This window comes from uncultured Nostoc sp., from assembly GCF_964245575.1.
Taxonomy (GTDB): Bacteria; Cyanobacteriota; Cyanobacteriia; order Cyanobacteriales; family Nostocaceae; genus Nostoc.
The window spans coordinates 1-22,096 of the sequence record NZ_CAXTNP010000015.1; the positions used below are offsets into that span (position 1 = coordinate 1).

22 protein-coding genes and 1 pseudogene are annotated in these 22,096 nt (G+C 41.7%); 6 read left to right on the forward strand and 17 right to left on the reverse strand.

Annotated features, from left to right (window positions below):
* Positions 1 to 69 precede the first annotated feature (69 nt).
* Both ACFFAP_RS04000 and ACFFAP_RS04005 read left to right on the forward strand, forming a co-directional pair.
* The gene (locus ACFFAP_RS04000; RefSeq protein ID WP_375510010.1) at positions 70 to 2,421 is read left to right on the forward strand and encodes a heavy metal translocating P-type ATPase; all 2,352 of its coding nucleotides are present in this window, start codon (positions 70 to 72) and stop codon (positions 2,419 to 2,421) included.
* 19 nt (positions 2,422 to 2,440) lie between these two features.
* Positions 2,441 to 2,668 (forward strand): hypothetical protein, encoded by a 228-nt coding sequence (locus ACFFAP_RS04005; RefSeq protein WP_375510011.1) that lies wholly within the window; start codon positions 2,441 to 2,443, stop codon positions 2,666 to 2,668.
* Between the two features lie 260 nt (positions 2,669 to 2,928).
* On the opposite strand, the gene ACFFAP_RS04010 is transcribed toward ACFFAP_RS04005, so the two are convergent.
* The gene (locus ACFFAP_RS04010) at positions 2,929 to 3,363 is read right to left on the reverse strand and encodes a heavy metal-responsive transcriptional regulator (protein ID WP_375510012.1); all 435 of its coding nucleotides are present in this window, start codon (positions 3,361 to 3,363) and stop codon (positions 2,929 to 2,931) included.
* Positions 3,364 to 3,712: 349 nt separating this feature from the next.
* Between ACFFAP_RS04010 and ACFFAP_RS04015 the strand changes: the two genes are divergently transcribed.
* Complete coding sequence (locus tag ACFFAP_RS04015) at positions 3,713 to 4,801, forward strand: Rieske 2Fe-2S domain-containing protein (protein ID WP_375510013.1); 1,089 nt, start codon at positions 3,713 to 3,715, stop codon at positions 4,799 to 4,801.
* A 426-nt stretch (positions 4,802 to 5,227) separates the two neighbouring features.
* Here the strand turns inward: ACFFAP_RS04015 and ACFFAP_RS04020 are convergent, their stop codons facing one another.
* From ACFFAP_RS04020 to ACFFAP_RS04075, 12 genes and pseudogenes are all read right to left on the reverse strand, one after another.
* Positions 5,228 to 5,551 (reverse strand): hypothetical protein, encoded by a 324-nt coding sequence (locus ACFFAP_RS04020; RefSeq protein ID WP_375510014.1) that lies wholly within the window; start codon positions 5,549 to 5,551, stop codon positions 5,228 to 5,230.
* Entirely contained in the window at positions 5,532 to 5,660 is a 129-nt protein-coding gene (locus ACFFAP_RS04025) for a DUF3368 domain-containing protein (protein WP_375510015.1), read from the reverse strand. The genes ACFFAP_RS04020 and ACFFAP_RS04025 overlap by 20 nt, the downstream gene beginning before the upstream one ends.
* A 31-nt stretch (positions 5,661 to 5,691) precedes the next feature.
* Entirely contained in the window at positions 5,692 to 6,024 is a 333-nt protein-coding gene (locus ACFFAP_RS04030) for a hypothetical protein (RefSeq protein WP_375510016.1), read from the reverse strand.
* A complete protein-coding gene (locus ACFFAP_RS04035) occupies positions 6,021 to 6,266 on the reverse strand; it encodes a UPF0175 family protein (protein WP_375510017.1) in 246 nt (81 codons plus the stop codon). Before ACFFAP_RS04035 ends, ACFFAP_RS04030 begins: the two co-directional genes overlap by 4 nt.
* 85 nt (positions 6,267 to 6,351) lie before the next feature.
* On the reverse strand, positions 6,352 to 6,534 hold the full coding sequence (locus ACFFAP_RS04040) for a hypothetical protein (RefSeq protein WP_375510018.1): 183 nt from the start codon (positions 6,532 to 6,534) through the stop codon (positions 6,352 to 6,354).
* 153 nt (positions 6,535 to 6,687) lie between these two features.
* Positions 6,688 to 7,920, reverse strand: a complete 1,233-nt coding sequence (locus ACFFAP_RS04045; RefSeq protein WP_375510019.1) for a CHASE2 domain-containing protein — start codon at positions 7,918 to 7,920, stop codon at positions 6,688 to 6,690.
* 11 nt (positions 7,921 to 7,931) lie between these two features.
* Positions 7,932 to 8,144, reverse strand: a complete 213-nt coding sequence (locus ACFFAP_RS04050) for a hypothetical protein (protein WP_375510020.1) — start codon at positions 8,142 to 8,144, stop codon at positions 7,932 to 7,934.
* Between the two features lie 12 nt (positions 8,145 to 8,156).
* A complete protein-coding gene (locus ACFFAP_RS04055; RefSeq protein ID WP_375510021.1) occupies positions 8,157 to 8,483 on the reverse strand; it encodes a hypothetical protein in 327 nt (108 codons plus the stop codon).
* A 377-nt stretch (positions 8,484 to 8,860) separates the two neighbouring features.
* A pseudogene (locus tag ACFFAP_RS04060) lies at positions 8,861 to 9,175 on the reverse strand (AAA family ATPase); the annotation flags it as partial.
* Positions 9,160 to 10,146, reverse strand: coding sequence for a hypothetical protein (locus ACFFAP_RS04065; RefSeq protein WP_375510022.1), 987 nt, complete (start codon positions 10,144 to 10,146; stop codon positions 9,160 to 9,162). The gene ACFFAP_RS04065 and the pseudogene ACFFAP_RS04060, both read right to left, overlap by 16 nt.
* Positions 10,147 to 10,346: 200 nt before the next feature.
* Positions 10,347 to 11,024, reverse strand: a complete 678-nt coding sequence (locus ACFFAP_RS04070) for a hypothetical protein (RefSeq protein ID WP_375510023.1) — start codon at positions 11,022 to 11,024, stop codon at positions 10,347 to 10,349.
* 95 nt (positions 11,025 to 11,119) lie between these two features.
* Complete coding sequence (locus ACFFAP_RS04075; RefSeq protein ID WP_375510024.1) at positions 11,120 to 13,114, reverse strand: heavy metal translocating P-type ATPase; 1,995 nt, start codon at positions 13,112 to 13,114, stop codon at positions 11,120 to 11,122.
* A 574-nt stretch (positions 13,115 to 13,688) separates the two neighbouring features.
* On the opposite strand from ACFFAP_RS04075, the gene ACFFAP_RS04080 reads away from it, so the two are divergent.
* From ACFFAP_RS04080 to ACFFAP_RS04090, 3 genes are all read left to right on the forward strand, one after another.
* Entirely contained in the window at positions 13,689 to 14,069 is a 381-nt protein-coding gene (locus ACFFAP_RS04080) for a hypothetical protein (protein ID WP_375510025.1), read from the forward strand.
* A 211-nt stretch (positions 14,070 to 14,280) separates the two neighbouring features.
* Positions 14,281 to 14,409, forward strand: coding sequence for a hypothetical protein (locus tag ACFFAP_RS04085; RefSeq protein ID WP_375510026.1), 129 nt, complete (start codon positions 14,281 to 14,283; stop codon positions 14,407 to 14,409).
* Positions 14,410 to 14,453: 44 nt separating this feature from the next.
* A complete protein-coding gene (locus ACFFAP_RS04090; protein ID WP_375510027.1) occupies positions 14,454 to 14,714 on the forward strand; it encodes a DUF4351 domain-containing protein in 261 nt (86 codons plus the stop codon).
* Between the two features lie 79 nt (positions 14,715 to 14,793).
* On the opposite strand, the gene ACFFAP_RS04095 is transcribed toward ACFFAP_RS04090, so the two are convergent.
* The 4 genes from ACFFAP_RS04095 to ACFFAP_RS04110 all read right to left on the reverse strand — a co-directional run bounded on the left by ACFFAP_RS04095 (position 14,794) and on the right by ACFFAP_RS04110 (position 22,028).
* Positions 14,794 to 17,514 carry a TonB-dependent siderophore receptor gene (locus ACFFAP_RS04095; RefSeq protein ID WP_375510028.1) on the reverse strand — a complete coding sequence of 907 codons (2,721 nt, stop codon included), beginning with the start codon at positions 17,512 to 17,514 and terminating at the stop codon, positions 14,794 to 14,796.
* Positions 17,515 to 17,643: 129 nt separating this feature from the next.
* Complete coding sequence (locus ACFFAP_RS04100; RefSeq protein ID WP_375510029.1) at positions 17,644 to 18,582, reverse strand: helix-turn-helix transcriptional regulator; 939 nt, start codon at positions 18,580 to 18,582, stop codon at positions 17,644 to 17,646.
* Between the two features lie 164 nt (positions 18,583 to 18,746).
* Positions 18,747 to 18,977 (reverse strand): hypothetical protein, encoded by a 231-nt coding sequence (locus ACFFAP_RS04105; protein ID WP_375510030.1) that lies wholly within the window; start codon positions 18,975 to 18,977, stop codon positions 18,747 to 18,749.
* 372 nt (positions 18,978 to 19,349) lie between these two features.
* The gene (locus ACFFAP_RS04110) at positions 19,350 to 22,028 is read right to left on the reverse strand and encodes a DEAD/DEAH box helicase (protein ID WP_375510031.1); all 2,679 of its coding nucleotides are present in this window, start codon (positions 22,026 to 22,028) and stop codon (positions 19,350 to 19,352) included.
* Positions 22,029 to 22,096 lie beyond the last annotated feature (68 nt).

The following is a 22,096-nucleotide window of genomic DNA, read 5'->3' on the forward strand; positions in this document are numbered from 1 at the left end:
CCTAATCCCCAATCCCTAATCCCTAATCCCTAATCCCTAATCCCCAATCCCCAATCCCCAATCCCCAGCATGGATACTCTCACACTCAAACTTCGAGGCATGAGTTGCGCCGCTTGCGCCAACAACATCGAAAAGGCAATTCGCTCTGTTCCTGGGGTAAAAGACTGCAACGTTAACTTTGGAGCAGAGCAAGCTACCATCAAATACGATCGCTCTCTAACTAATTTAGAGAAAATCCAAAGTGCGATCGCATCGGCGGGATACTCTTCTTACTCACTCCAGGAAGAATTGCTCACAGAAGAAGATGATGCAGAGATTGCGAGTAGGCAAGCATTACAACGCCAACTCTCCCTCAAGATAGCGGTGGGAGGTGTAATCAGCATTTTCCTATTTTTGGGGTCGTTGCCCATGATGACTGGGTTGAACTTGCCCCTAATTCCAAGTTTCGTGCAAAATCCTTGGATACAGTTAGTGCTGACAACACCCGTCGTGTTCTGGTGTGGTGGATCTTTTTACCGCAATGGCTGGAAATCCCTCAAGCGCCATACGGCGACGATGGACACGCTGATTGCTTTGGGTACAAGTGCAGCGTATCTATATTCATTGTTTGTCACTGTTTTCCGGAAATTTTTTATTGCTCAGGGCTTGATAGCTCATATTTATTATGAAGTTGCCGCGATTGTCATTACCTTAATTTTGTTGGGGCGGTTGCTGGAAAATCGCGCTAGGGGGCAAACTTCTGAAGCCATCCGCAAACTCATCGGATTGCAAGCTAGAGATGCTAGAGTTATCCGTGATGGAATAGAAATTGATGTTCCCATCGCTGAAGTCAGAATCAACGATGTAATTTTGGTGCGTCCTGGTGAAAAGATTCCAGTAGATGGTGAAGTGATTACAGGCGCTTCGACGGTAGATGAAGCGATGGTGACGGGTGAAAGTTTGCCAGTCAAAAAGCAGCCAGGAGATGAGGTGATTGGGGCGACGATTAACGGTGCGGGTGCATTTCAGTTTCGGGTGACACGAGTTGGAAATGATACGTTTTTGGCTCAAATCGTCAAACTAGTGCAACAAGCCCAAGGTTCTAAAGCACCAATTCAACGTTTGGCAGATCAGGTTACAGGATGGTTTGTACCAGCTGTGATTGCGATCGCGATCGCCACTTTCGTCATTTGGTTTAATTTCACTGGCAACCTTACCCTAGCAACAATCACAACGGTGGGTGTATTGATTATCGCTTGTCCTTGTGCTTTGGGTTTAGCTACCCCCACTTCTGTAATGGTGGGGACGGGCAAAGGTGCAGAAAATGGCATCTTGATTAAAGGTGCAGACAGCTTAGAACTAGCACACAAAATTCAAATCATCGTTCTAGATAAAACTGGCACTTTGACTCAGGGTAAAGCTACGGTTACAGACTTTGTAACTGTCAACGGCACAGCTAATGGCAATGAAATCAAGCTTTTACAGTTAGCAGCAACGGTAGAACACAATTCTGAGCATCCTTTAGCGGCAGCAGTGGTAAAATATGCCCAGTCTCAAGAAGTGAGTTTAACAGAGGTAAAGAACTTTCAGGCTAATGCAGGTAGTGGTGTTCAAGGAGTTGTTTCAAATCAACTTGTGCAAATTGGTACACAACGCTGGTTAACAGAACTTGGAATTGACACCATACCTCTCCAGCAGTATAAAGATACCTGGGAAGCGGCTGGTAAAACAGTCATTTTGATTGCTGTAGATTGTGAACTACAAGGGATAATGGGTATTGCCGATGCCCTGAAACCTTCCTCAACAGCAGTAGTGAAAGCTTTACAGAAGTTAGGTTTAGAAGTAGTAATGCTTACCGGAGATAATCGTAAAACTGCTGATGCGATCGCAAGACAAGTTGGCATCCAACGAATCTTTGCGGAAGTGCGTCCAGATCAAAAAGCGGCGATTATCCAATCTCTTCAGAAAGGGAGACTGGGGACTAGGGACACAATGACCGGCTCAGTGCATCGCTGGGGACTAGGGAAAATTCTTCCCAATCCCCAATCCCCAGTACCCAATCCCCAATCCCTTGTCGCAATGGTTGGTGATGGTATAAATGATGCGCCAGCCCTAGCACAGGCTGATGTGGGAATTGCTATTGGTACGGGAACAGATGTAGCGATCGCAGCTAGCGATATCACCCTAATTTCTGGCGATTTACAAGGAATTGTTACGGCTATTCAACTTAGTCGCGCCACCATCAACAATATCAGGCAAAATCTCTTCTTTGCCTTTATTTACAACGTTATTGGTATTCCCATTGCGGCTGGAATTCTGTTCCCCATCTTTGGTTGGTTACTCAATCCAATTATCGCCGGAGCAGCGATGGCTCTTTCTTCGCTTTCTGTTGTTAGTAATGCCCTTAGATTGCGTAACTTTCAACCAAAAACTATCTCATAATTTCAGGATAATTTAGGAAATGTTCAGTAAAAAAATGCTTTGGGGAAGCCTTACAGCTTTAGTGCTTCTGACTGGAACATCAGGTGTAGCATTAGCAGAAATACCAGCCCACTCGCCAGAGCAAACCAGCCAATTTCACCGTATCGAGCAACCTTTGGGCTTGAAAGTTGGGGTTGCGATCGCAGGTTTAGCTTTGATTGGGCTAGAGTTTTGGTGGTTTCTTCTCTATAAAAGTTCTGATTCCTAGATGAGGAACAAAGAAATTGCTTTATTTTTTAATTTTTAATTCCGTCTTGCCGTACTAGTAGTTTTTCAAGTTTAAATTGATGGGTAAATAAGTTCGTAGTAAGCACTTTAGTCCTTATTTTCTAAGCACTAAAATGCTTACTACAAACACTAAAAACTAGTTTGACAAAGTACTAGTACAGCATGGCATAAATAAAGCACCCATTCCAAATTAATGAAATGCTTACGCTGTACTCATTTTTAATTTTTAATTTTTAATTTTTAATTCCGCCCTGCGGTACTAGTGTTTTGAATGATAGGGCAAATTGTATCCTCATGCTGTCCGTCCACATTCTTCCAGCCTGAAAGTAATCCACTTATTTCAGACCGTAAAGTTAACAACTGATCAATTTGGTGATCAATTTGCAAGAGCTTCTCCTCAAGCTTTTCTTGAATTTCACCACAGGGAGCTTGTCCTTGGTCATAAACCTGAAGAATATTTCCAATTTCCTCTAAGCTAAGACCAAGATTTTGTGCCCTTTTAATGAACGCTAGACGAGTCAGCACATCCAATGAAAACTGGCGGAAGCCTCCCTCTGTTCGTCTTGATGATTTAATTAAGCCTAAACTCTCGTAATAGCGAATTGTCCTGATGGGGATTTTGCTTATATCTGTTACCTGACCAATTAAAAGCAGTTTTGTCTCCTGAGTTAACACGGCAGATTTTCCCAACTATTGTAATTATTATTACATATTTTTCTAGTTTATTAACTTCTTCGAGAGTTTAGCAAAATGTTGGTGTCAGTAGTTTAGTTCTTTATCTAATTAGAGATATTACTAAGTTGTGATTTTTCAAATATTTAGTCTGAATGCATATTAGCTTACATCAGCTGATATTGAACTAGCCTAATTTTAACAATTATAATAAAATCCACTCAATATTTTACCTATATAATTTGCTCTATTTATTGGGTAACTGTTTGTCATGGTACTGAAAGTAACTGTTTTTTTCTAGTCCTCATGTTACTTCTAGATCAACAGCTTCACCTCAAGTGAAACCATAAAAATGAATCTCAACTCGCAGACTTTTAGTTCAACCCGTAAACCTAAAAACTTCAATAATCCAGAGCATTTTATTGAGGGATGGTATTGGGTAATACCCTCTCGAAATCTGCGGGTGGGTGAAGTAAAACCTGTCACGATTTTGGGCAGAGAACTAGTAATTTACCGTGCTAAAGACAGAAGAGTAGTTACCTTTGATGCCTACTGTCCACACATGGGCGCTCACCTTGCTGAAGGCAAAGTTGAGGGTAATGCACTACGTTGTTTTTTCCACCACTGGAAGTTTGATGCTGAAGGGATGTGTATCGATATCCCATGTTTAGATACACCGTCTTCCCTAAAGTTACAAACTTGGCCCACTGCTGAGAAATACGGCATGATTTGGGTTTGGACTGGAGAAATACCACAACAACCCTTACCTTTTGTTCCAGAGTTGGAACAAAAAGAGTGTGATGTCGCCATCCATTCTCACTTTGTGATGAACTGTCACCCCAGCGTGGTAATGATTAATGCGATTGATGCTCAACACCTCAATACAGTTCACAAGCTGCCAATAGAAATTATTTTTGAAAGACAAGAACTGAACGAGAATGCGATTATCTTCAGTAATACTACACCTATCAAAGACAATTTCTTTTTCATTAAGCTAATTCGTATTTTCTACAAAAATGCCATAACTTACAGTATTTGCTATTGGTATGGTAGCATTGGCATTGTGACACTTGGCCCTGATTTCTTCCATGTCCACATGATGGTTGCAGTTCGCCTCCACGAAGGGGGAAAAACTGAAGGTCAAGTTCTGTTGATGACTAAAAAAGGTAAAGGAATTTTTGGTTGGTTATATAATCGAGTTGTGCTATGGCTGACTAAGATTGCAGCTAAGTACTTTCTCATGGGTGACATCAAGATTCTTCAAACAATTCAGTTTGATTTGAAAACACCTATCAAAGTAGATCAGCCAATCATGCAGTTTATTAACCATGTTGAAAAACAGCAATCCTTAATGTGGGGGACTTGGCAAGAAGCGCGATCGCGCGATGTGGATAGCAAGCCCAAGCGTGAGAGATGGCAAGATACAATGAGTAATGACTAATATCATGTCTATATGACCAGAATTCCGTCAGGCTGCGTGGTCAATTAAACGTACACCAAATCATGCCATTGTCAACAATCTTTGCAACAAATGAATCGGCTATAGGGGTGTACAGCTGTACTCCCCTAAGAATGTAGATATAGCAGATATTTTGTCAAATGGTATAACAATTCATAAAGGTTAAAAGTTCAACGAAATTACTTTTAACTTTTAATTTATGTTTTACTGGGCTACCAGATAAATAAAAAGAAGTGGCAAAGCCACTTCCTAATTCCCAGGTAGAACCTAAGTTATGAGTATAACCACTAGAAAAATTTGAAATAGTATAAACAAACACCAATTAACTTAATATCTGTGTTTTCCTTGTTTTCTGGGTGGGGAAATCCTGATTTACATGCGCTAAATAACTGTATATTTACATAAGTCTCATAATTGCAATGCAGACTCAATTTTATCCAATTCATCGCTAAGATGTGCCAGTTTTGCCTCTGCATCAAGAAGTTGCTGTTCTAATTGAAACTTAACTGCCGTACCAGCCTCAATAGCTATAGCTTTCGTCATCTGCTTAAACTTCTCGCTGCGGATGTCAAATTCTGCTTGAAGCGCATCTAGTTTTTGTTGCGATCGCCTTTTATACTTTATATACTTGTGAGTAGTGTGTAAACGTGAAACGGTGAGGCAGCGCTGCGGCAGGGCTTGTCGCCAGACATCGCATTTGATTTGTATGCTACTAATATTCTCCAGCTGCATTCAAAATCTTAGTATAAAGCTGAATGCTGACTCGAAAACCCGCTTCAGTCATTAAATCATCTATCACTGGTTTAACAATAGGAATTAAACCTCTATGTTTGGCTACCAAGAGAATCCCTAATAATCCGGTTATTGGGCTCCTAATTTAGTGGCTCTCTTCTACCAAGCCGTTCGTCAATAAGTAACTCGTCTGCATTAAGTTCGAGCGCCAGGGCTATTGCTTCCGATTCACCTAAATCAAGTCTTTGTTCATTTTGAAGTCTTGCAACTGCTTCTTGATCAGTAGCCTGTCGAATTTCAATCCAATCCAAAGAAAGTACGGCTGTTACTCGTTCATCTTCATCACTTGTGTTTGCTAATTCATTAGCAACTGCTTCAGGAATTATTACTGTATTGTATATGTCTTGCAAAATAGATATATACCCAACTATGGCTAAACTGCTCAATGGTGATGTGTCACTGACTACAATCATAGCCAGCCTTTTTCACGCAAATGCTGGAGGTCTTCTTCAAATTCAGCCACATCATAGTGTACGCAAATACCGCGATTAGCTAGTATTTTTTGAAATTTTAGTTGATTCATTCCAACTAATTTGCTGGCTTTGCCGATGCTAATTTTATCTTGCTGAAAAAGCAAAATTACGATTTCCTGCCATAATTCTTCTTCTGAAAGACCACTGATTTTGAGAAATTCGTCTGGAATAACTAAGCTCATAAAAGTTTTATTAACTCATGATTGCATCGTAGCATTGGGGTTTGCATGATGCTTTAGGATCTGATTGACCTGGGCGATGATTTGGTCAAAAGCTGCGAGGATATTTTGCCAAGTTGCAGAAGTTTCGGTTAGCAGTGTGACGATAGGCGGCGCGATCGCTATCAATCAGCATATCTTGTATAGCCGTTGCATCTTTAACAGTGACAGGTAAATCTGCACCTACGCCAATAAGTAATGCATAACCCTCAGTAAAAGTTTGGTTTGTCATGCGGTGGGTGAGGAATGCGATCGCCTATACTCTATAACTTGTGGAGAAGTGCGATCGCACTCTAGCTAACTGATGTGCTAGTTTCAATAATCAGGCGATCGCTTTTCACTGCTCCACAATCTAATGTGGGTACAAAATGTTACTTCTAGAAAGTTACAAAGATTTCTGTTTTTTAAATTTGATATACACTACTGCTCCGCCAGTAGCTAGGAATGACAAAGCAGGAGAATAAAATGATATCCAAAATTTGATTGGGGAAATAAATAAGAGTACACAGATAAGATATAAACCCCCAATACAAAATACTCCTAGTATGATTAGTTTTCGAGGTTGTTTGCACAACTGAGGTAAGCTAGCACCAATTAATGACCAAAACAAAATCCAGAGGATTTCCCATTCAATAGAGCAAACTTTTATTAAAGGCCGATTGTCTAATACTGCACTTACAAGCTGACTAACCATTTGTGCCTGAATAAATAATCCCTGCATAACTTGATCTGTCCCTGCCTTAGAAAAGGGAGTCGAGAAGCTACTGTCATATCCCTCAGCCGTTGTTCCAATTAAAACAATTTTATCTTTTACAAAACTTTCATTAATACCATCATTCTCCAATACCTGCTGAACAGTAAATTGTCGAGCAATGTTATTAACAGAATGACTATTTTGGTTATCTTCTGCATAAGGATAACGATAATTCAACATAATTTGAAAGCCATCTAAAATCTTTAACCTGTATCCACCTTGTGTAGTTATATCAAGTGGTTCTAAGATAGTGTCAAATGGTTTTAAAACACTGAAGCCAGACTCAATATTATTTAGGTATTTTTGAGCTACTTGTAAGCTGAAGGAATTCATTAAACTATCTGGATTTGGATTTCTACAAGTTGACTTTTGAGTTTTTTCAGTAGTCGGAGTTCCCATTTGAATAAGTTGTCTACGAATAACTCCATCACTATCTAAAATAAAATCGCTTAAACCTACTTGCTCTAATGGAACATCAGGCGGACGATTATGGCGTCCACCATTTGGATTTGAATTATTATCTGGAAATTTGCAAATAAAAATTAAACGTTTATCTGTTTGATTTTTACGAATTAGATCAGCTAATTTTCCTTCAGCATTAGCATAACGATAAATATCCATGCCTATTACTCGTGGACTTTTTTTAAGCAGTTCCGATAGTAGTTTATGAATAATTTCGTCTGATAAGGAGGCGCCATTTTTAGGAGGAGAATTTTTAGCATAATATTCAATGTCTTCAGGAGTAATCTTAACGAGCAGTAAGCGCTCATCCGGCTTCTCAGATGGTGTAAGTCGCATCATCCAATCGAAAAGCAAAAGCTCTGATGCTTGAAACACTCCTAACAAGCGCATAGTTACTACCAAAGTAGTTAAACCTAAGCCAATTGTTCGGTCAGTGTTTCAGTCAATGATGCCATTCGTACTAATTCAGATGTATCTTGTTCTCTTAATTTTGAGAATTCTAATGCTATCTCTTTAGCAACCTGACTAGGTTGAATATATGCTAAAGCCATCCACCTTTGAGTTTGGGCAAAATCTCTAACGTCAAGGTCATCACTTGGAATCTGCTGTTGCACATAATAGAGCATGAAGTTTGAAAGTTATTGAATGCGCTGTTGACCAAACTTTTCATCTTCCTTGAATCGGTTCAGTAGCTCATTTCGCACTGCCAAATCTATCTCATAAAGTTCATGCCCAACTTCATCGCACAGATTAGAAAGCAGTAAATCTGCTACTGCTACCCAAGGAATGCCTAGCATCTCACCATGAATATCTTGCTGGAAATTAGCCCATAAACGATATAACAAATCGGGTGTGAGTGCCAATGGAAAAGCAGCATGATAAGCCAAATATAGGTGCGCCTTGCCAAAGCGTTTACTAAAAGACTCGATGCGGCGGTTGGTAACTTCAGGTCTAACTTTGTTCATATTCTGCGATTCTCAAAGTTTGTTGGGTGTCCGCGTAATACACCAATAGCATCTTGTAAACCTCGGCGGCTAACTTCAAACATTGGCACTAAAAGGGAAATTTCACCTGCTGTTGTCCCAAGCCAACGCTTTCTTGGCATAGGATTCAGCCAAGAAATGTAACGCACCTGTTGTTTCAAGCTTTGAAGAAATGCCTCAGTTAAACGGTAGCGTTCCTCACTAAAGCCACCACGAGCAGCACCAGCATCACTAAAAATTAATACAGCCGTGCGCTCAGAGCAAACATGGGTAACGATATGACTGAATAAAACTGCTTGTTGATGATGGGGGTCGTGATAGAGATAATCAATAGGGCAATTATGAAAGTAGTAAATGCCAGCTTTACCCAAACGTCCAACGGCATCGTAGTTATACAAGCCATCCCTTGCCCGACTGGTAGATTTGACATACCAGGCTTCCAAGTTCAAACCTAGCTCGTAGGCAACTGCACTTGCAAGTTGAGTTTTACCACATCCTGGTTCTCCCTTCAACAGTAAGGGGCGTTCTAAGTAAATCGCTAAGTTTACTGCTTCTACCAGTTCAGGATTAGGCAAATAGGGATATAACAGCTGTCCATTCGCCCCCCTTTTTCCTAGCTGGGGCTGCACTTTACCTGTATATTCCAATATTTTTCCACTTACAGCCTTAACCATTTTTCCTCTTCGTCATACCAATTACAGCCAGACAGGTGACAAATTTCGCCCAATGCGGGTTCTGGAATGCCATTATCACTGTTATTCAGTATTGTTTGTACTGTTTCATCTAACTGATCTATCAGTTTAGTCGGCAATTCGTCTGCTGCATACTCTAGCCAGTTAGTCAGTTCATCGCCAGAAAATTGGTTGATCTCAGGTAGTTTCACAGGGTTATCTGGCTTCCAGGTAGGGTCGAGCCGTTCTCCAAAAGGAATATTCCAACTACCTACGCAGCCATCATAATCTACCAGGAACATTAATAATTTGAATTGACTCGCTTGCGGGCTAGCCGTCTTAACTTTAGTCGCTAATAGTAACCAGAAATCTCGGATCAGCTCGTGCAAAAGAGTTTCCGAAAGACAATCGACATCGTACAAAATTAACAGGACATTCTGAGTTCGCCACCATTGAGAAACTCGTTCGGCAATTTCAGGAATTGAGCTTTGTCTACCCAGACCAACTCTACCACCAAGTTCACGCCACAATGCAGCACTGTCACTTCTCCGAGCAATGCGACTGAGTTCAATTCGTACAACTTTTCCCGTCATGATATTGGGGACATTTTGTACTACTAACCGATTTAACAACCAGCGTTGACCATAGTAAAGTGAACCGTGGATTAGAAAAGCTGCTACTGAATGAGTCTCAATAATTCTCCGAAATGCTCGCGTCTGCTCTCGATAACCCAATTTCAACAAAGCACGATACACTCTTCCACTAGATAGAGCTAGTTCCAGATCACCAAGCTGCTGATCCAATTGGTTTAGTTCAGCTTCAGTTTGTTCAATTTGCTTTTCTAATTGGAAGCGAATGAGAGTATTTGCTGCGATCGCATAATCACGACGCAACCTTTTTAACTTCTCGGCTAGCAGGTCATAATGTTCCTGTAGTGCATGGCGTTTGTGCTGTAGATGCTGCTCGGAGGACATCCAGGTACTTTTTGAGTCAATAATCTTTACTCAAGACGACTAGCCAGATTATCGATCTAGCAATCTGGTTTACTGTGTTTGGTTTCAATAGCTGAAACATCATTGCGACACGAAATGTCACCAGTTCCAGACTTAGTATGAGAACGTCGTCTCCATAGTCCCTCTACGCCCTAGCAAGCAAACTGATGTTTAGCATACCACTACTGACTTGGGTTCAGTACAACGATAATTACTGCTAACCTAATTCCCAAAGGTTTCCAGTGGGGATTGGTAGAGGAAAAAGTACTATCCCCAGACACTGCTTGGTAGTCATTGGGGAACTTTTCAGAAGCATTGGGAGCCGTGTCTACTCGTAGGATGAGTTTGCCTTGATAACGAGATAATTTACTATTATCCAACAAAATCGTGCCCCCGTAATCCCACGCCAATCCATAAAGTTTAAAATCACCTAATTTTTTACGTAATTCGCTCAAAGGGGTTCCAACACCGATACCTTCGCGGGTTTTCCAAGCTGAACCCAAGTTACGCACATCTAGAGGTTTGGTACGAGTATTATCACTCCAAACTACTAAGAGCGATCGCCCCTGATTTAGATTTAACTGAGTAGCTGCAAAACTACCAATTCCTTCAGCACCAGAGATAGTTTTATCAACAAGATGGGATGCACCAAACAGTTTGACTAAATCTTGCTTGGTGGTTTTGCCTGTGATTGGCCCCACTCTTTCCCCAGGAATGATTAAAGTGTCTATTAATGGTTGCGATTTAGCAAAAGTAATTGGGTGATTTATTTTCTGGGGTAGTGCAAAGACTGAGTTTTCTGAATAGTTTAGTAGTAAAGCTAAAGTAGCTGTAGCAATACCTTTGATTGATGAATTCATAGGTTTGACTATTGGGTAGCAGAATATGAGTCAGAAGTACTCATAGTTTAACTACTACAATTTTCCAATTACAGATTCCCAATTTTGAAAATTTTTTATTTCATCACTCTAGTTGCGTTCAAAATTGCCAGCATTGCTACTCCAACATCAGCAAATACAGCTTCCCACATTGTTGCTACGCCTAAAATACCCAACCCAATAAATACAGCTTTAATTGCTAACGCAAAACCGATATTTTGCCAAACAATTTGCCTTGTTTTTCTGGCAATTTGTATTGCTTCTGCCACTTTTGAGGGCGCATCAGTCATAATCACAATATCGGCAGTTTCGATTGCCGCATCTGAGCCTAACCCACCCATTGCTATACCAACATCTGCTCTAGCAATCACTGGCGCATCATTAATGCCATCCCCAACAAAGGCAACTTTACTATGCTTACCAACGGTGCTGAGTAACTTCTCAATGGCATTGACTTTTTCTTCTGGTAATAACTCTGCTTCGTAAGCATCTATACCTAGCTGTTCAGCAATGCGGGAAGCGATCGCTTCATTATCTCCTGTCAACATTACTGTTCTTTTTACACCCATTCCTTTGAGTGCTTTAATAGCCTGTCTGGCATCTTCTTTAAGTTCATCAGCAATGACAATATACCCAGCGTAAATATTATCCACTGCTAGATGAATAACTGTTCCTTCTAACTGGCAATTATCATGAGCAATATTCTCTTTATGTAATAGGCGATCGCTTCCCGCTATCACTACCCTATTTTCAACCTTGGCTTTAATTCCATAGCCTGCTATCTCTTCATAATCTCTCACCTCAAATTCATCAATTTTACCACCATAAGCTTTGCGGATAGATTGAGCGATGGGATGATTTGAGTGCAATTCTACTTTGGCGGCTAATTGCAGCAATTCCTGTTCAGCGTAGCCATTTGATGGTACTATTTTTGCTACTTTAAATACACCGTGAGTTAACGTTCCAGTTTTATCAAAAACAACTGTATTCACTGCATTTAAAACATCTAAAAAAGTAGACCCTTTAACCAAAATACCACGTTTAGCTGCACCTCCCACACCTCCAAAGTAACCTAACGGAATACTAATAACCAGTCCACAGGGACAGGAGATAACTAGTAAAACTAAAGCCCGATAAACCCATTCTGAAGAAGTTGCGCCAGCAATCAATAAAGGAGGGAATAATGCAACTGCTAGAGATGTAAAAACTACTATTGGTGTATAATATCGGGCGAATTTAGTAATAAACTTTTCTGTTTCTGCTTTTTTACTTTTGGCATTTTGCACCAAGTCTAAAATCTTGGCAATGGAAGATTCATCAAATAGTTTTGTTACTCTAATGCTGAGAACACCCATTTTATTGATCATCCCAGCCAAAACTGTCTCTCCCAACCTCACTGTTCGCGGTACAGATTCTCCAGTTAATGCAGATGTATCGACTTGCGAATTCCCATCTATAATCTCACCATCTAAGGGAATCTTTTCCCCAGGCTTTATAACGATAATATCTCCAATATTTACTGTATTTGGAGATACTTTTTTTAATTCTCCCTCTGTTTGAATATTGGCATAATCTGGACGTACTTCTAATAAAGCTTTGATGGAATTACGGGAACGACTAACGGCAATATCCTGAAACAATTCCCCAATTTTATAAAATAACATGACTCCGACAGCTTCGGGTAACTTATGAATTGCGATCGCCCCTAGTGTCGCAACTGTCATCAAAAATGTTTCATCAAATATTCTAGCTTTAAGGATATTGCGCCCAGCAGTTTTTAAAACACTCCATCCACTTAATAAATAGGCAGGGATAAAAAGCAGATATTCACCTATTGAGTAGAATGTATTGTGTAATTGATTTTCAAAAATTACACCAGGCGCATATAAACTTAAAATCGCTATTAAAGGCAATACCTCATTTTTCAGATTGAATTCTCCACCGTGATCGTGATTGTGGTCATGGTTATGATTCTCATCATGATTGTGATTATGAACATGGTTATGATTCTCGTGATGCTCATGTTTATAGCTGCAACAATCTGAAGATTCCGAATGTATTTTCTGCTTCATTTTTTCTATGTAGGCTAGTAAATTAATTGAGATATGAGCCTTTTTTAAATGTAATGAAAAAAAGAATTTTTTACAAGTTGATATTTTTAGAATGAGAATCTATCTCAAAATTATTGCTAAATATATACACTATCTTTTCATGAAAATTAATATTTATAATTTTGTAAGGATAGCTATACTGAATTTTAATTGTATAAAATTATGTAAGATATAACTTTTGTTCGTAGTGAGTGATTTATCGCTTTGTATAATAATTTAAAAGGCTAGAGCCGCTAATTACGAGCTTTAATTTAATTAAGCTCTTATACTTACATCAAGCAAATAATAACCGTCTTGGGAATATACAGAGGATTTAAATTTGCTGAATTACATAATGTTGTGTCAAGAAGCTAGACATCAAGCCTGTTTGATTGCTGAATTATGATGTAGTAAATAATTTCCGATCGAACTGGTGTAGAGATGGAACTTTCTTGGGTAACAAGTGTCTATCTAGCTATTCTCAGGGAAAATTCACTTGAAGTTTGAAAGCTAATCGAATACCCTGATTTAGTAGACAATTTTCTCAAGGAAATCTATGAACAAAAAAATTCTTCTGAATTTGCTTTCCAGTTCCTCAATTTTTGTATCAATGATGTCTACGCTGGTGACATTTCATCCTGCTCATGCTAGTGGTAGTATTACACAGAGATTACTGCACACACAAGACGGTCGTACCTGTATCACTAACCCACATGGTGGAAAAGATTTTGTGTGCATTCGAGATTCAGAGAGAAAACGTCCGTATACCTCTACAAGTTCCTCAACTATTGTCACATCAGTATCAGATCAGAATGTTGCCATGTTGAACTTTACTGAAGAGGAAAGCGACGCTGCAATTAGGGTATTTGGCTGCGACTGTCCATTATGTATAAATTCTTTGCGTCAGTTGCAGGGTACTGGAAACTTGGTGTACTAAGATTGAATAGCGCTGATAGCGACTATAACTTCTGTTAGATATACGTGATTAATCACGTATAGAAAATATACGAAACCAAAAAAGCATTTTTAACTACGTACCACTACTATATATTTGGTCAAATGTAAATCGATTCTTGGGGCGGTTTGTAGTACTACTTCAAACCCCTCAAATCAAAAACTGCATCCCCTTGTCAGTGGAGTTTTTGGGTATGGGTAATGAGGCATGGAGAATAATCACCAATGCCCAATGTCGGCGGGTGGCTATCCCTCTCCACTTAGAAGGAGATGGAGTTTTCCGCCGACTTTCTATTAAAAATAAAGGTAATGTAGTTTATTAAATTTAGCTATGTAGCACCTTAACTATTGTGCCATATATTGTGCGATGTCTTTGGCAACCCCTCCGGTGTATACTCAAGGAAACACGAGTTTACAGGGAATTAAGGAAGAGGGACGAGGACAAGGACGACAGCAAGAGGCTGCTAATCTTGTAATTCGACTGCTAAGTAAGCGATTTGGAGAACTTTTTCAGGAAATGCGATCGCACATTTCCAGTCTACCTTTACCTGTTCTCGAAGATTTGAGCGAAGCACTGTTAGATTTTACTAGTATTGCTGATGTGCAGGCTTGGCTAGAAGCGCGATGATCAAATAGCTTTAAGGCAAGTCCTAGTCCTTTCAAACATTGCAACACGTTGTTGAGCTGATTGCCAACACAACAGCGAGTTAAAGCTCCCAACGAATAGAGCCGATGATTGTGAAGGGCGCACCTCTTTCAAGACCTAAGGTGTAACCATAGGAGGAGCTAAAATAGTCCGTATTAAATAGATTACTAATATTGATTCCAGCATTAAAACCATCTCTACGGTAGTAAATTGCTGCATCGGTACGCAAGTAATCGGGTAGTTCAAACGAGTTATTCACATCTCCTGCCCGCGTGCCTACATAAAAAAGCCCCAGACCAAATCCCAAACCCTTCAGATTGCCCTTTTGGATCTCATAGGTTGTCCAAAGGCTAGCTTGATTTTCCGGCGCACCCTGCAATTTATTGCCTACACCAATGGTATTATCCTCGGTAACTTCTGCATTGGTATAGGCATAAGAAGCGATCACCTTCCACCCTGGTAGAATCTCACCCGCGATATCCAACTCAATTCCTTGACTCCTTTGCTCCCCTACCTGAATGGAATAACCAAGCCTACCTCTTTCCGGATCAGGATCGGTTGTTAGAATATTCGTCTTGGTGATCTGATAGGCGGCTAACGTTGCCGAAAGTCTACCCTCTAGAAAGTCAGCTTTAATGCCTGCTTCATATTGTGTTCCTTTGGTTGGCTCAAAAGCTGCACCATCAGGGTTTAATCCAAAGTCAGGGACGAAAGATTTACTGTAGCTGGTGTAGAGAGAAACAGAGTTGCTGGGCTGATACACCAACCCGATTCGCGGACTAAAAGCACTTCTACTCTCTGCTGACTGATCTGTAACCCAATCTAAGCGCCCGCCAATTAATAACTTCAGCTTATTTAAAATACTGATTTGATCCTGAAGGTAAGCACCGTAAGATTGGGTAGTGCTATTAAAACCATAATCTGGAATATATGAGGGTTTTGGAACATTGTAGTCTGGGTTGAAGATATTTAGATTAGGAAGAGGAGAATCGGAAATAAAAGCCTCAAAAATCTGAACATTGCGATTAAAATCAAAACCCACTAAGAGTTGGTGCGAAATCGATCCCGTCTTAAACTTTCCAAGCAAGTCGATCTGTCCAAAATAGTTATCTATTGAGTATCCACGTCTTAAAGCGCTAATACCTACTAGCAAACTATCATCGACTAGATTTTCTCCCCCAGCAAGTGCGTCTCTACTTCTAGTAGTAGCTACTGAAAAATGGTTACGAATCTGCCAGTTTTCGCTCAACTTTTGATTCAGGGTGTAGCCAAATTTTTGAGTCTTGGCATCAATAAAGATTAAATCAGGATAGCCGAGAAAGACACTCTGAGGCAGGAAGCTACCATCACTGAAAAACCAACTGCCAGACTCATTAGGATATCCATTATAGTTAGTGTATTCATAGTATAGATTCAGTTCTGTTCTATCCCCCAATTTGAGAGTGATTGAGGGTGCGATCGTGGTTATATTTGTTTTGACGAAATCTTGAAACCCCTGCGAATTTTGATAGCTCGCAATAAAGCGATAGAGTACAGTTTTATCGGCATTCAATGGGCCAGAGAGATCGATGCTGGGCTGATAAAATCCAAAATTCCCCGCCTCAAATCCGAGACTGTAGTAGGGTTCACTCAAGGGTTGTTTGGTGATAACGTTGACGATTCCACCCGGTTCTACAGCTCCAAATAGAACTGAGGCGGGTCCTTTGAGAACTTCTACTTGTTCAATCGTCCCAACACCTGTCAGCGTAAAGCTTTCACTTGCATCTCGATAGCCATTGCGGAAATTTCCGCTTTGATTAAATCCTCTAATGACTCTGTCTCCTGAAGGCGCACCGAAGTTGCTTCCGCCACTAACAATGCCACTGACTGTTTCCACTGCCTGATTTACACTTCTCACATTGCGATCTTCCAGCACCTGTTGCGGCACCACTTGAATCGATTGGGGAATATCACGTAATGGTGTGTCGGTTTTAGTGGCAGTTGACGAATCTGGTACGTTATATGTATCTTGCTCCCCCGTCACCACCAACTCAATCGGCTCATCCTGCTGTGCTGTTGGTTCTTCTGGCGGTGTCTCGCTTGCTGGCTTTTGTTGATCTTGAGGTGTTTGGGGTTGCTGCGGTGGCTGTGTCGCTGTTGCAGCAGATGCTACGGCAAAAACCAGCCCTGCATTATCATCAAATAACTCAACCGTAGGCAAAGCTTTCTCACCCACCACCGTCACTCGCACAGTATTTGCATCAATGTTTGTGACTGTTATTTCAATAATTCCCGTAAGAGGTTTTTCCGATCGGAAGGTGAAACCCTCGCCCGATGGTAAACTCAATTGGGTGTTAGGAATATCGGTAATAAAATTATTACCAGCACTGCGGTTTATGAGTTGTAATTTTTCCCCTTGAGTGGTTTGTAAAATTACCTCCACACCTTTTTCTGTAGGGTTTGCTTTCACCCCTGTTATTTGTACAACACCCCCCTGTTTCCCCCCTTGGTAAGGGGGGACAGTTTGCAGTGTGGGCGACTGAACTAGTAATTGTTGAGCGCTGGTGATGGAGGTTTCTAAGTCGCTCAGTTGCCGGATTTTTTGATACCCTCGGTTTGTAAGGCGATCGCCCAGTGCTGAAGAATCTATTGGTTGAAGTAAACTATCAATAGCTTTTTGAGACAATTTATCTCTATTCTCAAGTTTCGTTTCTGCCCAAGCAGGTTGAGTTACCACGGTGCTGATAATTCCGACCACACTTGCTGCTAGCCATAGATAGATATTGGGCTGCCAACTTTTCATACCGCTCCCCACACCGTTTTGATTAAAATGCTTATTGCATATAGTTATTAATTGCAATATTGGCTGAGTATAGAGAAGCGATCGCGGGTGGGTCTATATCCAAAACGGCATTACAGTCGCAAAACGGCATTAAGAGTCGGAAGTATTCTTTTTCCCTGACAAACATTCACTGGGTGTAATGCCGAACTTGCGTTTGAAGGCGATCGCAAAGTGTCCCTGTTGGGCATAACCCACTAAATTGGCAACCTGAGTCACAGTTAACTTACCAGAGCGTAGTAGTTGCTCTGCTTGTTCCATACGTTTACTGGTAAGATAACCAAACACCGTTGTACCAAAGAGTTCTCTAAATCCATTACCGAGAGTGCGGTCGCTCACTCCCACAAGTTGTGCCAATTCCGGTATCAATGGCGGATTCTCCAGACGGGAAAGCAAGATATCCCTAGCGTGGTGAATACGGACAATGGTTTGAGCCTTTAGTCGTGGGTATGGTTGCAGTCCATCCGACTGTGCGAGAATGGGAGCTAACTGCAATGCGATTAATTCTTGGATCTTTCCCTGCAAATACATCCGCTTTATCATCCCTTGGTAGGGACAGTTAACGATTTGCTGTGCTACTCCTTGAATAGCGGTTGTAATTTCCGGGTAAATTAATGTCTGCCAATCATTACCCTTTATGAGAAACTTCAACTGGGGGGAAATATCTCCATCCTCTGTGGGGAAAAAGGTTCTGAGTAAATTAGGTGTCATCTCGATGTCAACACTTGTGTACTGACCTTTTGGAGTCGCCACTAACATTGTTCGTTGCACGCCGCTACCAGAAATGAGTGTGTAGCCTTCCCCAACCTGTCCTCCGTACTCGTCTAGACTTTTGCCTGAAAGGGTAACTTTAAATTGCACGGGATGATCCCATTCAGTAATTTTTCTTAGCAAGTCATGGTGAAATTCTATGTCTGTAATACAAAGCGAGAGATTGGGATGCACTTTAATCTCTCGCTCATATCCTTTACCCTCCCAACTAGGCACTTGATAAATAAACTCATCTGACTCTGGGTTTTGCAGGTTGTTCATTTCAGCTTCTGCCTCCTCCTTCCGGCGCTGTCATGGTAATAGTCATGGTAGGTGGTAGAGATTAATCAAACCAAAACTTATTGAGATTAATTATTACTTGTTTCTTAAACTCATACAAGTTGAACTAGTGACCTTTATAGGACAAGGGCAGGGGGAGACAAGTACTAATTCGTAATTAGTAGGGGTAGGTTGGGGAGCCACTGCGCCCTTGCGGTTTCCCGACTTGTACTCCTACGGGGAAGCAAGCTACGCGCAGCGTCTCCCCGAATCCCAAAGGGAGAGGCTAGCGCCTGCCGTAGGATGCCCGAAGGGCTGTAGGGAGAAGCAAGTGGCGTTTGAGGAACGAAACCCAACACAAAAAATCCTTGGTTTTGTTGGGTAACACGAATGTTCAATCCAACCTAGATTTTTTCTTTTATTTGAGTCATAAAAGAGCGCTAATTGCTAATTTGTAATTCGTAGTGAAGAATTCAATTACGAATTACGTTAGTGAGTCCGCAAGGATCATTATCAATTACGAATTATTTTAAATACTGGGAGCATCCCAATTTTGTAAAAAGACACAGGACTGGTACAAAAACTGTGTACAAACCTCTTTGCTTTGCGTTCTTTGCGTCTTACCCTGCAAGAAGCCGCTTTGCGTCTATGCGGTTCGTTATTTCATTCTCCACCTAAGTCCAAATACCGTATAAAAATAAACTTGCACATTTGGGATGCTCCCTAAATACTCTCTGTGCGCCCCGTGTAAAAGCGTAAGAGCGTCCTGTTTATTCAACCACCTCATTCACAGGGAATCTATCAATCAACTGCATCGCCCGATAGGCATTACGTTGGAAAGAATCTGGCAAATGAGGAACGTGAGGTATCTGCGATAACAAATCCAACGTCCGCCGTAAAATTCTCACCACGTCGCCTTCATCCAAGGTGGTGTTTTCGCAGAGTTCTATCCACTCCATTCCCAGCGCCCATTGTTCGACTATCGCAATTAACTCAAATTCCAACCATATTGGCAGCGCTACGTTATACCGCCGTTGTAGTTGGAACATTTGGCGGCGAATTCCCCGCAATTTTGCCAAGGCTTCTGTGACTTCATTACTAAGGTCAAAGTTAACCTTACTATCTGGACGGGGCGTTTCCATCACCAAAGCCGCTGCTGCTGCTGCTAAATGGTGCGGATCTAAGTTGTCTAATTCACCACTAGCGAATACTAAACCCAACCACAATTCATTTTCACCGCGAATGGCGGCAGCAATTCGCCCTAATTGCGTCGGAACTAAGTTATCCAAAGCATCAAAATGTTGCAGAATGGCGATTAAATTGAGAAACTCTTCCCAATGACGTTGTGAGTGTTGCTCTACTTGCCCTTGCAACTGTTCGAGTTCGGCTTCTAGTTCGACATAGCGGGCGCGGCGCTTGAAAAGCGTTGCAGCATTGCCTGATTGATGTAGGGGATGAGCATCTAATTGCTCTTGGACGGCGGTAGTGCGACTGAGTTGTTCCGCAACTTCTGGTGCCAGATTCAAAGATTCTACCGGATCGGGAATACGCCCGGCGATCGCAAAGCTTTCTTCGTTACCACGGCGCGATTGTCCTGGCTTCAAAGGCATCTCTGGCGGTGGTAATACATCAGGTGGCACTTCAATTCGCGGCAGTTCGGCATACAAATCAACTACATCCCCTGTGGTTGCCACATACCACCGATTATCAAGCCCCAAGCATACCAAGTAAGGAGCTTGACCAGAACCAGGTGATTTTCCCACTAACACTGCGGTTACGGGTGAAGACACTGTGATATTTTTGCCTTTGAGACTCAACAGAGTTCCTGACACTGCAAAGCCCAACATCATCCCCAATTCTTCTTGGCGGTCTGATTGTGCTTGCTCTTGCAAGGTTTTCAATATCTGGCGTTCCACCTTCAGGCGTTGCCGCAATTTTTCATAAACAGCCAGTTCATTTTCATCTACTGCGGCAATTTGCTCGTGTAGTTGAGCTAATTGTGTTTGCAGCTCCGCAATCTCATCGTATTCTGGTCTTAAATGCAAGGTAGCCATGTACTGCCCAAAACTGCGCTCTATTAGTTCCCTGGTTTGCTCTAGGGTGTGTGTTTGCAGTAAGTTGAGTACCATGCCATAACTGGGGGTAAACTGGCTTACAAGGGGATCTGGCTTGGATGTTCCCAAATACGCCGCTTCTTTGGCTCCTTCAAAGGGAGTTTGGACTGTCACCACATGACCTTGTTTATCCATCCCCCGCCGGCCTGCCCGTCCAGCCATTTGCAAGAATTCGGAAGCGTTCAACAGGCGGTGTCCAGTATCGGTACGTTTGGAAAGGGTAGAAATTACCGTTGTCCGGGCGGGCATATTAATTCCCGCCGCTAGTGTCTCAGTGGCAAATACGACTTTAATTAGCCCCTGTTGAAATAGTTCTTCAACCAGTGCTTTCCAGGCAGGCAAAATTCCAGCGTGGTGGGCAGCGATTCCTCGATACAAGGGTGCAATTTGTCCAGAACGCCCAGCTTCGGGATTGCGGGCTAAAAAGTCATCAATCTGTTGCCGTAAAATCTGAGACTCTTCATTATTTACCAGCCATAAATCCCCCACTTCCGCCACGGCTTTATCACATCCCCGGCGGCTGAAGATAAAGTAAATTGCTGGTAGCATATCCCGTTGCTCTAACTGGCTGAGGGTAAAAATTATACCCGGAGCCTCTGGTCTACCACTTCTCCCCCTCTCCCTTTCTCCGCCTCTGGCCTTCTTCTTCTGAAGAAGGCGGGGATTAATTTTGGTTTTGCTATCATTCAGCAGGGGAAATAACCCTTTAGGATTGCAAAAGTGAAATTCTAAGGGGACTGGGCGAAAATCGGAGTAAATCAGGTCAGTTGGGCCGTGAACGCGATTTAGCCAATCGGTGAGTTGATCGCTGTTGGCAACCGTTGCTGAGAGGGCTGCCAGTTGCACTTCACGGGGACAATAGATGATTGATTCTTCCCAAACAGTACCGCGCTGGCGATCGTTCATGTAGTGGCACTCATCAAGTATCACCGCTTCAACGTCTACTAATGAGATGCCGACTTGCCCAATGGGTGTGCCATAGAGCATATTTCGGAAAATTTCTGTAGTCATCACCAAAATCGGTGCATCTCTGTTAATGGAGGCATCTCCAGTTAACAGTCCGACTTGATTAAACCCGAATTTTTCTCGAAAGTCACGCAATTTTTGATTCGACAGCGCCTTTAGGGGAGTAGTATAAAATACACGTTTTCCTCGCGCCAGGGCGCGATAAATGGCGTATTCCCCGACTAATGTTTTGCCCGAACCTGTGGGCGCACATACGACTACGGAGCGTCCGGCGTTTAGGGACGCGATCGCTTCTTTTTGAAACTGATCCAGATCAAAGGGAAATATAGACCCTAAGTCAAGTTCTGGAGACGGTGCAGGATAATTCACTCAATCACATTTGCAACCAGATTGTTTACTATATTAACGAGTCTTTTGTCAACTTCGTTAGGGATTGG

Coding starts and splice junctions, on each gene's coding strand:
- ACFFAP_RS04000 (WP_375510010.1), top strand. CDS start 70: ATGGATACTCTCACACTCAAACTTCGAGGCATGAGTTGCGCCGCTTGC.
- ACFFAP_RS04005 (WP_375510011.1), top strand. CDS start 2,441: ATGTTCAGTAAAAAAATGCTTTGGGGAAGCCTTACAGCTTTAGTGCTT.
- ACFFAP_RS04015 (WP_375510013.1), top strand. CDS start 3,713: ATGAATCTCAACTCGCAGACTTTTAGTTCAACCCGTAAACCTAAAAAC.
- ACFFAP_RS04020 (WP_375510014.1), bottom strand. CDS start 5,551: ATGCAGCTGGAGAATATTAGTAGCATACAAATCAAATGCGATGTCTGG.
- ACFFAP_RS04030 (WP_375510016.1), bottom strand. CDS start 6,024: ATGATTGTAGTCAGTGACACATCACCATTGAGCAGTTTAGCCATAGTT.
- ACFFAP_RS04035 (WP_375510017.1), bottom strand. CDS start 6,266: ATGAGCTTAGTTATTCCAGACGAATTTCTCAAAATCAGTGGTCTTTCA.
- ACFFAP_RS04040 (WP_375510018.1), bottom strand. CDS start 6,534: ATGACAAACCAAACTTTTACTGAGGGTTATGCATTACTTATTGGCGTA.
- ACFFAP_RS04050 (WP_375510020.1), bottom strand. CDS start 8,144: ATGCTCTATTATGTGCAACAGCAGATTCCAAGTGATGACCTTGACGTT.
- ACFFAP_RS04055 (WP_375510021.1), bottom strand. CDS start 8,483: ATGAACAAAGTTAGACCTGAAGTTACCAACCGCCGCATCGAGTCTTTT.
- ACFFAP_RS04065 (WP_375510022.1), bottom strand. CDS start 10,146: ATGTCCTCCGAGCAGCATCTACAGCACAAACGCCATGCACTACAGGAA.
- ACFFAP_RS04070 (WP_375510023.1), bottom strand. CDS start 11,024: ATGAATTCATCAATCAAAGGTATTGCTACAGCTACTTTAGCTTTACTA.
- ACFFAP_RS04075 (WP_375510024.1), bottom strand. CDS start 13,114: ATGAAGCAGAAAATACATTCGGAATCTTCAGATTGTTGCAGCTATAAA.
- ACFFAP_RS04080 (WP_375510025.1), top strand. CDS start 13,689: ATGAACAAAAAAATTCTTCTGAATTTGCTTTCCAGTTCCTCAATTTTT.
- ACFFAP_RS04085 (WP_375510026.1), top strand. CDS start 14,281: ATGGGTAATGAGGCATGGAGAATAATCACCAATGCCCAATGTCGGCGG.
- ACFFAP_RS04090 (WP_375510027.1), top strand. CDS start 14,454: ATGTCTTTGGCAACCCCTCCGGTGTATACTCAAGGAAACACGAGTTTA.
- ACFFAP_RS04095 (WP_375510028.1), bottom strand. CDS start 17,514: ATGAAAAGTTGGCAGCCCAATATCTATCTATGGCTAGCAGCAAGTGTG.
- ACFFAP_RS04100 (WP_375510029.1), bottom strand. CDS start 18,582: ATGAACAACCTGCAAAACCCAGAGTCAGATGAGTTTATTTATCAAGTG.